Source organism: Duganella sacchari, from assembly GCF_900143065.1.
Lineage (GTDB): Bacteria > Pseudomonadota > Gammaproteobacteria > Burkholderiales > Burkholderiaceae_D > Rugamonas > Rugamonas sacchari.
This window is the reverse complement of sequence record NZ_FRCX01000015.1, coordinates 112370-126893: the sequence shown is the minus strand read 5'-3', so window position 1 is coordinate 126893 and position 14524 is coordinate 112370. Positions and strand designations below refer to the sequence as shown.

Annotated in this window: 14 protein-coding genes; 6 read left to right on the top strand and 8 right to left on the bottom strand. The window is 60.6% G+C overall.

The features are described 5' to 3' along the window. Nucleotides 1-18: 18 nt before the first annotated feature. Nucleotides 19-2172 carry an alkaline phosphatase family protein gene (locus BUA36_RS26235; protein ID WP_072789125.1) on the top strand — a complete coding sequence of 718 codons (2154 nt, stop codon included), beginning with the start codon at nucleotides 19-21 and terminating at the stop codon, nucleotides 2170-2172. 1 nt (nucleotide 2173) lies between these two features. Next, nucleotides 2174-3886 (top strand): cytochrome-c peroxidase, encoded by a 1713-nt coding sequence (locus BUA36_RS26230; protein ID WP_229255815.1) that lies wholly within the window; start codon nucleotides 2174-2176, stop codon nucleotides 3884-3886. A gap of 85 nt (nucleotides 3887-3971) precedes the next feature. Here the strand turns inward: BUA36_RS26230 and BUA36_RS26225 are convergent, their stop codons facing one another. The 5 genes from BUA36_RS26225 to BUA36_RS26205 form a co-directional block, all read right to left on the bottom strand. Next, complete coding sequence (locus BUA36_RS26225; protein ID WP_139260694.1) at nucleotides 3972-4958, bottom strand: hypothetical protein; 987 nt, start codon at nucleotides 4956-4958, stop codon at nucleotides 3972-3974. After that, nucleotides 4955-6220, bottom strand: a complete 1266-nt coding sequence (locus tag BUA36_RS26220; RefSeq protein ID WP_072789121.1) for a M56 family metallopeptidase — start codon at nucleotides 6218-6220, stop codon at nucleotides 4955-4957. Before BUA36_RS26220 ends, BUA36_RS26225 begins: the two co-directional genes overlap by 4 nt. Further along, the gene (locus BUA36_RS26215) at nucleotides 6217-6588 is read right to left on the bottom strand and encodes a BlaI/MecI/CopY family transcriptional regulator (RefSeq protein ID WP_072789119.1); all 372 of its coding nucleotides are present in this window, start codon (nucleotides 6586-6588) and stop codon (nucleotides 6217-6219) included. Before BUA36_RS26215 ends, BUA36_RS26220 begins: the two co-directional genes overlap by 4 nt. A gap of 99 nt (nucleotides 6589-6687) precedes the next feature. Further along, nucleotides 6688-7062, bottom strand: a complete 375-nt coding sequence (locus BUA36_RS26210; RefSeq protein ID WP_072789116.1) for a carboxymuconolactone decarboxylase family protein — start codon at nucleotides 7060-7062, stop codon at nucleotides 6688-6690. Further along, on the bottom strand, nucleotides 7004-7438 hold the full coding sequence (locus BUA36_RS26205) for a MerR family transcriptional regulator (protein WP_072789114.1): 435 nt from the start codon (nucleotides 7436-7438) through the stop codon (nucleotides 7004-7006). Before BUA36_RS26205 ends, BUA36_RS26210 begins: the two co-directional genes overlap by 59 nt. 182 nt (nucleotides 7439-7620) lie before the next feature. Here BUA36_RS26205 and BUA36_RS26200 point away from each other — a divergent pair, with 182 nt between their 5' ends. Further along, the gene (locus BUA36_RS26200; protein ID WP_072789113.1) at nucleotides 7621-8043 is read left to right on the top strand and encodes a GFA family protein; all 423 of its coding nucleotides are present in this window, start codon (nucleotides 7621-7623) and stop codon (nucleotides 8041-8043) included. Nucleotides 8044-8073: 30 nt separating this feature from the next. On the opposite strand, the gene gatB is transcribed toward BUA36_RS26200, so the two are convergent. The 3 genes from gatB to gatC form a co-directional block, all read right to left on the bottom strand. Continuing rightward, nucleotides 8074-9549, bottom strand: a complete 1476-nt coding sequence (gatB, locus tag BUA36_RS26195; RefSeq protein WP_267875124.1) for an Asp-tRNA(Asn)/Glu-tRNA(Gln) amidotransferase subunit GatB — start codon at nucleotides 9547-9549, stop codon at nucleotides 8074-8076. Between the two features lie 44 nt (nucleotides 9550-9593). Continuing rightward, a complete protein-coding gene (gene gatA / locus BUA36_RS26190; RefSeq protein ID WP_072789109.1) occupies nucleotides 9594-11066 on the bottom strand; it encodes an Asp-tRNA(Asn)/Glu-tRNA(Gln) amidotransferase subunit GatA in 1473 nt (490 codons plus the stop codon). 82 nt (nucleotides 11067-11148) lie between these two features. Beyond that, complete coding sequence (gene gatC / locus BUA36_RS26185) at nucleotides 11149-11451, bottom strand: Asp-tRNA(Asn)/Glu-tRNA(Gln) amidotransferase subunit GatC (protein ID WP_072789107.1); 303 nt, start codon at nucleotides 11449-11451, stop codon at nucleotides 11149-11151. 291 nt (nucleotides 11452-11742) lie between these two features. Here gatC and BUA36_RS26180 point away from each other — a divergent pair, with 291 nt between their 5' ends. The 3 genes from BUA36_RS26180 (at nucleotide 11743) to mreD (ending at nucleotide 14510) form a co-directional block, all read left to right on the top strand. After that, on the top strand, nucleotides 11743-12786 hold the full coding sequence (locus tag BUA36_RS26180) for a rod shape-determining protein (protein ID WP_072789105.1): 1044 nt from the start codon (nucleotides 11743-11745) through the stop codon (nucleotides 12784-12786). Nucleotides 12787-12879: 93 nt separating this feature from the next. Next, the gene (gene mreC, locus BUA36_RS26175) at nucleotides 12880-14001 is read left to right on the top strand and encodes a rod shape-determining protein MreC (RefSeq protein ID WP_072789103.1); all 1122 of its coding nucleotides are present in this window, start codon (nucleotides 12880-12882) and stop codon (nucleotides 13999-14001) included. Beyond that, nucleotides 13998-14510, top strand: coding sequence for a rod shape-determining protein MreD (gene mreD, locus BUA36_RS26170; protein WP_072789101.1), 513 nt, complete (start codon nucleotides 13998-14000; stop codon nucleotides 14508-14510). The genes mreC and mreD overlap by 4 nt, the downstream gene beginning before the upstream one ends. Nucleotides 14511-14524: the final 14 nt, after the last annotated feature.

Genomic DNA, 14524 nt, shown 5'->3' with positions numbered 1-14524 from the left:
TGACGAAACGGAATCTCCATGTTGAAAATCTCCCTGATCTCGGGCGCCGTTGCGGGCGCCGTATTGTCGCTGGCTGCGCCGGCATTTGCTGCCGCCACGCCGGTCGCCATTCGTGGCGTAGTATCCGGTACTGAATTCACGCCGCCGGTCATCGCCAACTCGCCAGGCGCCAGTGCTGCTTCGCGCGTCGCCGCGTCGCTGTACCAGTCGGCCAAGGTATGCCTGGACGCCAACGACAACGGTGTATGCGATGCTGGTGAAACCAGTGTGCTGACCAAAGCCGATGGCAGCTTCCTGCTGGCCGCGCGCTCGACCGGTCCGCTGCTCGCCGAAATTTCCACCACGTCGCTGAACAACGGCAAGGCTGTCACGCAGCGCATGGTGTTGCGCGCGCCAGCCGACCAGGTATCGGCTGCGCTGATCAATCCACTGGTGCCGGCCCGTGTCGCCATCTCGCCGCTGACCACGGAAGTCGCCCGCATCATGGACGATGACCGCATCAGCTTCGAGTCGGCAAAAAACAATCTGGCCACGCGCCTTAATGTCAGCGCCGATACGATCTTGAGCGACACCACCGGCGCCAGCGCCGAGGTACTGAAAGAGTCTGTGCTGCTGAGCAGCCGCTTCGCCTTCGCTGCCAAAATGGTGGACCGTCATGATGTATCGCCGGCTGCACTGGCGGTTGATCCCAACGCCACCGGCCCTGCGATCACGATGAAGGAAGCGCAGCTGACGGCCATGAACCTGGAAGGTATTCCACGTTACGACCACGTGTTCCTGATCGTGTTGGAGAACAAGGCCACGTCGTCGATCAAAGGTTCGAAGTACGCACCGCGCATCAATGCCTACCTGAACGCGGGCAACCAGTTCACCAGCTACTACTCGACCGGCAATCCATCCGAGCCTAACCGCCTGGCGATTGCTTCCGCCGACGACTTTGGCATCACCGACGACAGTGCGTTCAACTGCTACCCAAGCGGCACCACCGCCGCCAACGCGATTGAGGATTTGCCGCTGCCGCCAGGCGTGAACGCATGCAGCAACACCACCAACCACAATATCAAGGGCAAGCAGAATCTGTTCACCGCACTGACCAGCAAAGGCATGAGCTGGCGTGTGTACAGCGAGTCCAAGAACCCTGGCGCTGACTGGCGCAAGGACGGCACGGCGGACAGCACCATCGTCGCGCCGGACTATCTGTACACGGCCGACGAGCCAGTGGGTGCGATCGGCACGCCAGGCCTGCAAGTGCGTCTGGCGAGCGCGCTGTACGCCGCCAAGCATAATGGCAGCGTATTCTTCCAGAATGTCCGTAGCTCGCCGGAGTTTTTGGCGAATAACCGCACCATGGGCGGCGGCCAGTGGGACGAGGCCTTGAAAGCTATCGCGCCGGCCGGCTGGAACGCAGACCAGTTCGGCGACGACCTGGCCAGCGGCGATGTGGGCCAGCTGAATATCCTGGAACCTGACCAGTGCGACGACATGCATGGCGTGACGCTGGTGGGGACTATGCCGGGCAGCAGCGCGACCAAGGCGGCCAGCGATTGCTCGGGCAATGCGTTGATCTATCGTGGCGACAAGTACACGGATTATCTGATCAAGAAAATCCAGGCCTCGCCGCTGTGGAACAATCCACACAAGCGTGTCGCCATCGTGATGATGTTTGACGAAGGCACGGCGACCAGCGGCTTCAATTCCTGCTGCGGCTGGAATACGAACGGCAGTCCGCTGGCGCTGGGTCCACTGGTGAAGAATGCCGATGGCACGGTGTCCAATGAAGTCATCACCAACTACAAGCAGGGCAACAAGGGCCATGGCACCTCGACCTTCGGGGTGTTGAACAACCAGTCTGCCGCACCTAAAGGCGTGGTGGACAGCGATGCCTACAGCCATATCTCGCTGGTACGCACCTTGCAGGATATGTTCCAGCTGGCCGATCCTTCGGATGACTGGTCGTATATGAACCGCTCGAAGTATTCGCAGAAGTTCATCGCCGCGAACATCCTGAATCTGCCGGAATACGCCGGCAGCGCCGATGCACACTTCGACGCGGTGCGTCCGATGAATCACACTTACGTGATCCCGGCGGGCTATGTGCAAAAGAACGGCTACCCAACCATCAAGCAGGTCGGTCCGGATGTCGACCAGCGTAACGGATGGGCGCTCAAGTAAGATGAAATCAGCACTGATGATGGTGCTGATTGCGGCGACGGCGCAAGCCGTTGCCGTCCCGGTGGCGGCGCCATTGAGCGCCGCCGCTGAAATCGGCAAGCAGATGTTTTTCGATAAAAGCCTGTCCGGGTCCGGCAAGCTGGCGTGCGCCAACTGCCACGACCCTGCGTTTGCGCATGCGCCACCGAATAACCTGGCGGTGCAGCTGGGTGGTCCGAAGATGCGTACCGCAGGCGTGCGCGCCGTGCCATCGCTGCGCTATCAGGAATACACGCCGCCTTATGCGGACATGCTGGACAACCCGGACGGCATCAGCACGCCGGGGCCGGGCGGCGGCCACACACAGGATGGCCGCGCCGCCACGCTGGCGGACCAGGCACGCATTCCGCTGCTGGCAAAACACGAAATGGCCAACAAGAGCGTGGCGGATGTAGTCCGCAAGATCAAGGCGTCGGCTTATGCTGACCAGTTCCGCAATACCTTTGGTGCGGAAGTCTTCGCCAACAACAAGCAAGCTTTCCAGCATGCGCTGGACGCGCTGCAGGCATATCAGCTGGAAGACAATAGCTTCCACCCATACAGCAGCAAATATGATCTCTACTCCAGCAACAAGATAGGCGGCGATCTGACTGCCGCCGAAATGCGCGGCTTTGCCGTCTATAGCGATCCGAACAAGGGCAACTGCTTCGCATGCCACTACAACGGTGCGGGGATGAATGGCAGCGTCAAGCTGTTTACCGACTTTACCTATGCGGCGATTGGCGTCCCGCGCAACAAGGATATTCCGGCCAACCGCAATGCCGGTTACAACGATCTGGGTATCTGCGACCGTCCTGACCATCCGCGTCCGGCCAGCGCACAGTACTGCGGCATGTTCAAGACGCCGACCCTGCGCAACGTCGCCACGCGTTCAGCCTTCTTCCACAACGGTTCGATCAAATCGCTGAGCGAGGTTATCCGCTTCTACAACACGCGCGATACGGAGCCGGAGCGCTGGTACCCGAAGGTCAAGGGCGTGGTCCAGAAATTCAACGACCTGCCGGTCCGCTATCGCGATAATCTCGACAAGCAGATGCCGCTTGACGGCCGTCCGCGCGGCAGTACGCCGCCGATGACGGAGCAGGAGATGGCGGACCTGGAAGCTTTCCTCAAGACGCTGACGGACGCGGACCTGGCGCAGCAGCCCAGCGCCGCAATGGCGGCAGGACTGGATAATTATCTGTCGCAGCATGGCGATGTCTGTGTTGGCAAATTCGATTGGCCGATCGACGTTGCAGCGGGTGATGCGGAAGCGGGCAGCCGCGATGCGATACAGCTGCCGGTGCTGGCGAAACTGGGACTGGTGCACGCGGAAAGAGGCATGACCAGGCGCGGTGATGCGCAAGTGCCGGTCGAACGCTATGCGCTGACGGCGGCGGGCAGAAAGTTCTACCTCAAGCGAGCGACGACGACCATATCGCCTAGCGGTGAAAAGATCGCGCGTAGCGGTGATTTTTGCGTCGGTAAGCTCAGTGTGGCCAAGTTGACGTCGTGGGATGAAGCCAGCGGCACCGCAAGCTATACCTACAAGTTTGCTGCCGCGCCGTGGATGAAAGAAGCTTCGGCGCAGCAGGTCTTCCCGATGATCGCCTACATCATGAAAGGCGAAGGACAGCTGCAAATGAAACAGCGCCTGCGCCTTGATAATGGCCGCTGGGTAGGCGTGAAGGATTAAGTCCTATTGCCGGAGCACGAAGCGGAACTGCGCATCCGGCAGCATCAGCTTGGGCAGCGGCTTGCCCGGCGTGATTTGCACAATGTCAGCCGGGACGGCATCTTTCGGCTGGTTTTTGGGATAAGCGTAGACGAAGTATGGCTTGGCCGGCCGGCGCATTTTCTGCGGTATCTCCACCGACGGCGGCTGCATACAAAGGGTATTCAGCTGCCTGATCGACGTGTTCCATCATGATGGTCTGGTCGATCGTGAGCGGCTCCAGGCCGGTCATGTGGCTCAGCTGCGCGGCCATCCAGGCGCCGCCGCCGCTGTCGCCGACGCGCGGTACTTTCTGCGCGTGGCTATAGCCGACATAAATGAATGCCTTGGCGTTGGGGTCTTGGTCAAAGATGCGCTTTACCAGATTGCGCGCTTCGCCACTGTCACGCTGATCGATCTGCTGGGCGGCGGTTTCACCGGTTATTTCATCAAACGGCTCATACTGCACTAGCTTCCAGCCATCCGCTGCGGCGTCGCGCAGGAAGTTGCCGAAGGCGGGTTCACGTGAGTAGTAGCCGTCCGACAGCGCCAGGTAGCCTTTTTTCAGTGGCGTGTTCTCGAAGGTTTCGCAGGCAAGCCAGGTGTAGCCCAGCTTGCGCAGTTCGCGCGCCAGCCGCATGGCGAATGCCCGGTGCAAGGGAACATGGTGTGCTTCATTGAGAATGACGATGCGGTGGTTGGCGGCCTCGCGGACGATGGCGCTGATCGCGTCTTCCGCTTTGGCGGCTTCCAGCCGCGCCGATTCGCCGGCATCGGCTCCGGCATTGCGGCGCGCATGAAGCGTCTCCGTCTCGTCAAACGCAGCCATGGCGCCGTCGCTGTCTCCCACGAAAGAGCGTTGATTGCCGAGTTGTTGCAGCTTGCTGTTGAGCGTAATTTTTACCTTGTCCGAGGCCAGCGCCGGATTGCGCAGTTGGGTACGCAGGCGCTGTGCCTCCCGCTCCGCCTTGGCCAGGTTAACTTCGGGATCGAAACTGGCGGCATTGGCGATGCTGGACAATAAGGCGGTGAGGAGGAATGCGCTTTTTATCATTCGAGTATCCACACATATTGCAGGTGCGTCCAGGACTCGACAGGCTTACCTGCTCTGGTCGCCGGTTTGAACGTGCATTTTTCGATGCCGATGCGCGACGCTTCGTCCAGGTCGCTGTGGCCGCTGCTCTTGTCGATGCGGGAATTTTTCACCTTGCCGTGACGATCAACCAGGAAGCCCAGTTGCACGGTGCCAGTGCGTGATTCCTTGAGCGCGGCCTGCGGCCAGCGCGGCTTGGCGCAGGTGCTGAAGTTAACTAGCGCTGTGGTTTTATTCGAGACGTTTTTATCTGCCGCTGTCGCTTCCGCGTAGATCGACAGACAGGCTATCGCCACGCCGATCATGGCAATAGCGGCTTTCCAGTTCAGGGCCTGCGGTGCAGGGCGCAGCAGATGTTGAATACGCATTATCAGATTTCCTCCATTGGCCGCCTGGGCCAGTTGGTGCGGCGAGAAATGGTGTTTTTCCAGTTCGGATAGCGCAATGGCAAGGCGCCGAGGTTCGCCGAGCTGTCTTGCTGCGACATCGTCCGCAATCAGTTCGCGCTCGATACGGATGCGGTTGGAAATCCACCAGACGGCGGGGTGATAGAACAGCAGTGTTTCAATCACGTTCTGCAGCAGGTTAATCAGGTAGTCATGGCGTTTGATGTGCGCCATCTCGTGTGCCAGCAGGGCGTATAACAGCTCGGCCGGCATGCCGGATACCAGCGTCGCCGGCACCAGCACTATCGGACGCCACCAGCCCGCGGTGACCGGGCTGGCTAGCGTATCAACCACACGTAAACGCACCTCGCGGCGGATGCCAAAGCGCTCTGCCAGCCGTGCCAGCTCGGCTTCCCAATGCAGCTGTTCATGGCGCTGGCAATTACTCGGCTGACGCGAGGTACGGTCTATCCACAGCAATCCTGCGATCATGCGCAAGGCCAGTATGGCGGCGCACAGCGCCCATACGCCGACGATACCGCGCAATGAGTTGAGCAGGGTGAACCAGGTTTCTTCGTCGCCGATGGTGGCCGCTATCCATTCAAAGTTACGCAGGCTGGCGTTGGCGCTTTCCGTATCCATGGTGAGGCGCTGCACGAGGTCAAACAGAGGCCAGCACAGGCAGGCCAGCAGGGCGGAGCAGGCGATCAGGTAGCGGTATTCGGCGCGGCTGTTGCGCAGCAGGGTGAGGGCGGCGGCGGTGACGCAACCAAGCAGCAGGCCTTGCCACAGGAAGTGCATCAGCGTCATGCCAAGTGCGAAGATGAAGGCGCTCATTTCTTTTCTTCCTTCAGCAGCTTTTCGATTTCTTCGCGCTCTTTTTTCGAAATGCCAGAGCGCAGCGCGGCCAGTACCAGCGCCTTGGCCGAGCCGGCGAAGGCTTTGTGCATCAGGTCTTTGAGCAGGCTCGATTGCAGCGTGTCCTGCGCCTGTGCCGGCGCGTAGATGTGAGAGCGCTGGCTTTCGTCGCGGATGAGGATGCCCTTGGTATGCATAATCTGCATCAGGCGCAGTACAGTGCCGTAGGCGAGGTCAGGTTTTTCGGCCAGCATGGCTTCGTGCACCTGCTTTGCGGTTGCCGAGCCAAGTGGCCAAAGGGTTTGCAGCAGCTCCAGTTCTGCCGCGGTTGGTTTGGGAATGCTCATGGCAGCTCCTCTGTTGCGGTAGAACTAGATTAGTATGTCTAGACAAGAATGTATACTTTAATTTTTGTCTATTTCCCCTATGTTGCCCGATGTAGACAATTATGTATAGTCAAAAACTTCCCTGGCGGCGGCCAGGCCGTTGAGGGCCGCCGGGAAACCGGCGTAGACGGCCATCTGCATGATGGTTTCAACGATCTCGGTACGGGTGACGCCGACGTTCAGCGCCGCGTGGATGTGGACCTTGAGCTGAGGTGCGGCGTTGCCCAGTGCTGTAAGCGCAGCGACGGTCGCGATCTCGCGGCTTTTCAGGTCCAGGCCGGGGCGCGAGTAGATGTCGCCGAACGGGAATTCGATCAGGTAGCGCGCGAAGTCCGGTGCGATGTCTTCAAGGCTGGCGACGACACGCTCCCCGGCTTCACCGTCGATTTCCTGCAGTTTTGCCAGTCCGCGCTGGTAGCGATTTTCGTTTTCCATGAGTGAGTCCTTCCTTTTCAAGTGCACGATAGTGTTTGATTTTGTCCTGCAACGCGTGGACGGACTGCTGCATCGTCTCGATGTGTGCCAGGACATCCGCCAGATGCAGTTCCAGCATCTGGCGACGGTCCGTCACGGTTGCATCACCGGCGCTGCGCAGTTGAGCGAATGCCTGCATCTTCGCGATGGGCATATTGGTCGTTCGCAGGCGCAGCAGGAATTCGATCCAGGCCATGTCGGCCGCCGCATAACGACGCTGCCCGCCCGGTGCGCGGGGAACCGGCGCGATCAGGCCGACACGCTCGTAATAGCGTAGCGTGTGCGCCGTCAGGCCGGTACGTTGTGCGGCTTCTTCAATGCTGAGATGCGATTCCATAAGCAGATCCTAAAAGTTAGAGTGCACTTCAAGTCAAGCACTTTATGTTTGCTTTGCGTGAGATGCAAGCCGGGGCTTGACCTGTTCGATACTGTTTGCCGTAGACTGTGCCCACGTACCTGATAGAAAGGACTACCGTGGTTCAAACACATGTTGGCGAGGCTTCCTCGCCCGTTGATGCATTGAAGGCGTTGACTGTTGCGTGTCGCTGTGGAAGTGTGCGATATGCGTTGAACGGTGCACCGGCGGCACGGGCTCACTGCCATTGTGATACCTGCCGAGATTTCTATGGCGTGACGTTGTTGTCCGCTACGGCCTGGCCGCCGGAGGCATTGACCTTGCTGTCGGGGGAAGTGAGGCGCTATGCACATCCGCACAAACAGCTGTCGAAGGCGTTTTGCGCTCAGTGTGGCGAGACCTTGTTTGGCACTAACCGGCTTGGGATGCGCGTGGTCCCGAACAGCATCGTGGCGCGCGCGGCGGGCGGCACGCTGCCGGCCGATTGGCAGCCGGCCATGCACCTGTTCTATCGCTATCGCTTAATCGATGTGGTGGATACGCTGACCAAGTACCTGGAGGGTTGGGACGGTCCGGAGCACCAATAAAAAAAGGACGCCGAGGCGTCCTTTGTCGTGTTAGCCGGCCAGCTTGGCTTTTAGCAGCTCGGTCAGCTGCGCCGGGTTGGCTTTGCCGCGCGAGGCTTTCATCGCCTGGCCGATCAGCGCGTTGATCGCTGCTTCCTTGCCGGCGCGGTACTGTTCTACCGACTTCTCGTTGTTGGCGATGACTTCGTTGACAATGGCTTCCAGCGCGCCGGTGTCGGAGATCTGTTTCAGGCCTTTCGACTCGATCAGCGCATCCACCAGATTGTCGTCGTCCGACTTGGCGGCCCACATGTCGCCGAACAGTTCCTTGGCGGTCTTGTTGTTGATGGTGCCATCAGCGATACGCTTCAGCATCAGCGCCAGCTGCGCAGGCTTGACCGGTGCGTCGGCGATGTCCACGCCTTCACGGTTCAGGGTCGAGGAGACGTCGCCCATCAGCCAGTTGGCGGCGACCTTGGCGTTTTCCTTGCCGGCGGCATCCACCACGGCGACGAAGTAGTTGGCCATGGCTTTGGACTGGGTCAGCACCAGCGAGTCATAGTCCGGCAGCGCGTATTCGCTGATGAAGCGCGCGCGCATCGCGGCTGGCAGTTCAGGCATGGTGCCTTTTACCTGCTCGATCCAGGCGTTGGAGATGACCAGCGGCGGCAGGTCCGGGTCCGGGAAGTAGCGGTAGTCCTGCGCGTCTTCCTTGCTGCGCATTTCGCGGGTTTCCTTGCGGTCCGGATCGTACAGGCGGGTCGCCTGCACGACTTTGCCGCCGTCTTCAATCAGTTCGATCTGGCGGCGCACTTCCACGTGCACGGCTTCTTCGATGAAGCGGAACGAGTTCAGGTTTTTGATCTCGCAGCGGGTGCCGTATTCTTGCTGGCCTTTCGGACGCACCGAGACGTTGATGTCGCAGCGGAACGAGCCTTCCTGCATGTTGCCGTCGCAGACGCCCAGCCACATCACCAGCGAGTGCAGGGCCTTGCAGTAGGCGACTGCTTCCGCAGCGCTGCGCAGTTCCGGCTCGGAGACGATTTCCAGCAGCGGCGTGCCGGCGCGATTGAGGTCGATGCCCGACATGCCGGCATAGTCTTCGTGCAGCGATTTGCCGGCGTCTTCTTCCAGGTGGGCGCGGGTCAGGTTGATGGTCCTGGTGACGAACTCGCCATCCTTCTCGTAGCCGAAGGTGATGGTGCCGCCCTGTACCACCGGATCTTCGAACTGGCTGATCTGGTAGCCTTTCGGCAGGTCAGGGTAGAAGTAGTTTTTACGCGCGAAGATCGACGCCGGCGCGATTTTGGCGCCGACCGCCAGGCCAAAGCGGATCGCGCGGTCGACGGCCTGCTTGTTCATGACTGGCAGTACGCCCGGCAGCGCCAGGTCAACCGGGCTGGCCTGGGTGTTGGCTTCGGCGCCGAAGGTGGTCGGCGAGCCGCTGAAGATTTTAGATGCGGTAGTGAGCTGTACGTGGTTCTCAATACCGATGACGACTTCCCATTCCATATTGTTCTCGCTTATGTTTCCGTTTGTCGTCCCCGCGCAGGCGGGAATGACGGTTGTTCTTAGATGCCGGCCGGAGCGCGGGTGTGCCAGTCGGTGGCTTGCTGATAGGCGTGCGCCACGTTCAGCAGCCTGGCTTCGCCGAAGTGCTTGCCGATGATCTGCAGGCCCACAGGGCGGTTCTTGGCGCCGAAGCCGACCGGGATCGACATGCCAGGCAGGCCGGCCAGGCTGGTCGACAACGTGTAGATGTCGGCCAGGTAGGCGGCCACCGGATCATCCGACTTGTCGCCCAGGTCCCAGGCCACGGTCGGCGCGACCGGTCCCATGATGACATCGCACACGGCGTCCGGACCATTCAGCACTTTCTCGAAGTCCTGCGCGATCAGGCGGCGGATCTTTTGCGCCTTCAGGTAGTAGGCGTCGTAGTAGCCGTGGCACAGCACATAGGTACCGACCATGATGCGGCGCTTCACTTCATTGCCGAAGCCCTGGTCGCGGGTCTTGCGGTACATGTCCTGCAGGTCCTTGTAGCCTTCTGCGCGGAAGCCGTAACGCACGCCGTCAAAGCGCGACAGGTTGGACGACGCTTCCGCCGGCGCGATCATGTAGTAGGCAGGGATCGACAGCTTGGTGTTCGGCAGCGAGATGTCGACCAGGGTCGCGCCCAGTTCAACATACTTGGCCAGCGCGGCGCGCACGGCGTCTTCCACGTCTTTCGCCAGGCCTTCGCCGAAGTACTCTTTTGGCACGCCGATGCGCAGGCCGGTCAGCGGCTGGCCCAGTTCGCGCGTGAAGTCTTCTTCCACGCCGCCCAGTTCCGGCGTCAGCGAGGTCGAATCACGTTCATCGAAGCCGGCCATGGCGTTCAGCAGCAGCGCGCAGTCTTCCGCGGTCTGCGCCATCGGGCCGCCCTGGTCCAGCGACGAGGCAAACGCGATCATGCCGAAGCGCGATACGCGGCCATAGGTTGGCTTGATGCCGGTAATGCCGCAGAACGATGCCGGCTGGCGGATCGAACCGCCGGTGTCGGTGCCGGTGACGGCGGGCGCCAGGCGCGCGGCAACTGCCGCAGCGGAACCGCCCGAGGAGCCGCCTGGTACGGCGGTTTTATCCCACGGATTTTTCACCGCGCCGAAGGCCGAGTTTTCATTGGCCGAACCCATGGCGAATTCGTCGCAATTCAGCTTGCCCAGCGTGACCATGCCGGCCTTGTTGAACTTCTCAACGACAGTGGCGTCAAACGGACTGACGTAGTTGCCCAGCATTTTCGAGCCGGCGGTGGAGCGCCAGCCTTTGGTGACGAAGATGTCTTTGTGCGCGATCGGCACGCCGGTCAGCGGCGTGGCGGTGCCGTCCGCGATGCGGGCGTCCGCTTCGGCGGCTTGCGCCAGGGTCAGCTCACGGTCCACGTGCAGGAAGGCATTCAGGTCACTTTGCTCGATACGGTCGAGGAAGTGCTTGGCCAGGTCGGTGGCGGAAATCGCTTTGCTTTGCAGGAGTGCGGACAGCTCTTTAATGGTTTTGGTATGCATGGCGTTTCAATTCAGATTCGTGATCGGTGCGAAGGGCAGGGCGCAGTGAGCGCGGTTGCATCTATTGCATCTATTGCGTCAATTAATCGATCACTTTCGGCACCAGGTACAGGCCGTCCTGGGTCTTTGGTGCAACGGTTTGATAGTCTTCGCGGCGATTCGGTTCGCTGGCCACGTCTTCGCGCAGGCGCAGGGCGATGTTATTCATGTGCGCCGCCAGCGGGTGGCTCAGCGGGGCGACGCCTTCGGTGTCGACCGCCTGCATCTGTTCGGCCAGCGCAAAGATGCCATTCAGCTGTTCCAGCGCCGTGGCGCTCTGCTGCTCGCTCATCTCAAGTTGGGCCAGTTTGGCAATGCGGGTTACGTCGGATAAGGTCAGGGACATGGCGTATGGCGCGGACGGGCCGCGCAGGTTTAATTGTGATATTGATAAAAAACTTGAATTTCTGCCTATTCGTCTACAAATCCCGACGAATGCCGCTTAAATCGCGGCCTCAGGCTATACACTTTTGGGTGGATTTTCGATAAATCGCAGCCAAATTATAAGGTAGAATGGCGGGTTGATGCGTTGTCGGCGCTGAATCATTGCTGCCGCCGCATTCGGACAGACGCATTCGGACAGAATTTTTCACTCAACGGTTTACGCGCACACCTAGTAGCGCCACGGGACACTTTAATGTTTGGTTTTTTACGTCGTTACATTTCCTCTGATCTGGCCATCGACCTGGGCACGGCCAACACCCTGATCTATGTTCGCGGCCAAGGCATCGTCCTTGATGAACCGTCGGTCGTCGCCATCCGCCAGGAAGGCGGCCCAAATGGCAAGAAGACGATTCAGGCAGTTGGTAAGGAAGCAAAGCAGATGCTGGGTAAAGTACCTGGCAATATCGAAGCGATTCGCCCGATGAAAGACGGCGTGATCGCCGACTTCACCGTCACCGAGCAGATGCTGAAGCAGTTCATCCGCATGGTGCACGACTCCAAATTCTTCCGTCCTTCGCCACGCATCATCATTTGCGTCCCTTGCGGCTCGACCCAGGTGGAACGCCGTGCGATCCGTGAATCGGCACTGGGCGCCGGCGCGTCGCAGGTGTACCTGATCGAAGAACCGATGGCAGCAGCCATCGGCGCCGGCCTGCCAGTGTCGGATGCAACCGGCTCGATGGTGGTGGACATCGGCGGCGGTACCACCGAGGTGGGCATCATCTCGCTGGGCGGCATGGTGTACAAAGGTTCGGTACGCGTGGGTGGCGACAAGTTCGATGAAGCGATCGTCAACTACATCCGCCGCAACTACGGCATGCTGATCGGCGAACAGACCGCTGAAGCCATCAAGAAAGCCATCGGCTCCGCCTTCCCTGGCTCCGAAGTCAAGGAAATGGAAGTCAAGGGCCGCAACCTGTCGGAAGGTATTCCGCGTTCGTTCACCATCTCCTCGAACGAAATCCTGGAAGCGCTGACCGACCCGCTCAACAACATCGTCTCGGCCGTGAAGAACGCGCTGGAACAGACCCCGCCAGAGCTGGGCGCCGACATCGCCGAAAAAGGCATGATGCTGACCGGCGGTGGCGCACTGCTGCGCGACCTGGATCGTCTGCTGATGGAAGAAACCGGCCTGCCGGTGCTGGTGGCGGAAGATCCGCTGACCTGCGTGGTACGTGGCTCCGGCATGGCGCTGGAGCGGATGGACCAACTGGGTTCGATCTTCTCCTACGAGTGATCTGACAAAAACGGGGCCGCCAAATAGCGGCCCCGGTGCTTTAGGGTGAGTTGACAGTCTCGATGGCGCGCGAGCGCCGGATTATTGGAAGTCATGGAATACAGTCCTCCGCCACTTTTCAAGCAAGGCGCTTCGGCCCGGGTCAAGATGATGGTGTTCGCGTGCATATCGATCGTGCTGCTGCTGGTCGACTCGCACATGCGTATCCTGCCATTGGTGCGTACGGCGGCTGCCACCGTACTGTACCCGCTGCAAATGGCGGCCTTGCTGCCGCGCGACGCCATTTATGGCGCCGGTGATTATTTCTCCACGTTGTCGTCGCTGGAAAAGCAGGTGCGGGAGTTGAAGCGTCAGCAGATACTCAATTCGCAGGCTTTGCAGCAGGCGCAGCTCCAGTCCGCAGAAAATGCGCAGCTGCGCCGCCTGTTCGACGCGCGCCAGCAATTGCCGGTCAAGTCCATGCTGGCCGAGGTGCTGTATGACGCCCGCGATTTCAACAGCCGTAAAATCATTCTCGACCGCGGCACCCGCAATGACGTGGCGCTGGGTTTGCCGGTGATCGACAACCAGGGCGTGGTCGGTCAGGTCACGCGCGTGTTCCCGTTCACCTCCGAGGTGACGCTGCTGTCCGACAAGGAGCAGGCGATTCCGGTGCAGCTGCTGCGCAATGGCTTGCGCAGCGTGGCGTATGGCCGCGGCAAGTCCGGTAATCTGGAACTGCGCTTTACAGCGCCGAATGCGGATATCCAGGTGGGCGATATTGTGGTCACCTCTGGCCTGGACGGCGTGTATCCGGCCGGCCTGGCGGTGGCGCGCGTCAGCCAGGTGGAAAACAGTGCCGGTGGTTCGTTCGGCGGTGTGATCTGCCAGCCGCTGGCCGGCATCACCAACAACACGCAGCTGCTGATTCTGATGTCGACGCCGGAGATGCCGGCACGTCCGCCGGAGGAAGAACCGCGCGCGCTGCGCAAGCACAATAACAAGATGGCGCCGATCAAGGACGTGCCGAAAGAGGGCGCGGAAGGCCAGCCTGCCGCTGCGCCAACCGGTGCGCCGGGACTGATACCAGTGATGCCCAAGCCGGCGCCGGCTGCCGCCGCAACGGCCGCCACGCCGGGCACGACGCCGGCCGCCACGCCGAATGCAGCCGCCACGCCAGCGGTACCCGCCGCCCAGGCGCCGGCCGCCAACAAACCCAAGGAGCCGGCCCGATGAACCGTCCTCACTATATTCTGCTGCCGGTCAGCCCGCTGTTCATCGCATTCAGCCTGCTGTGCGCCTTCCTGTTTAATCTTCTGCCCTGGGGCCACTTCATCGGCGTGCCGGATTTTGTCGCGCTGCTGCTGGTATTCTGGGGTGTGCACCAGCCGCGCAAGGTCGGCATCGGCACTGCCTTTGTTCTGGGCCTGCTCATGGATGTTCACGATTCCACGCTGCTGGGCGAGAATGCGCTGGCATACACCCTGCTGTCGTACTTCGCCATCATGCTGCATCGCCGGATGCTGTGGTTCCCGATCTGGACCCAGGCCATGCACGTCTTCCCGCTGCTGTTGATGGCGCAGTCGGCGCAGTTTATCGTGCGCTTTTTCGTGTCCGGCAAATTCCCCGGCTGGTTCTACTTTATTGAGAGCGTGGCTGCCGCGTTACTGTGGCCGCTGATCACCTGGCTGTTGCTGGCGCCCCAGCGCCGCGCGGTGGACCGCGACCACACCCGACCGATCTGACGCCACTCCGCCAG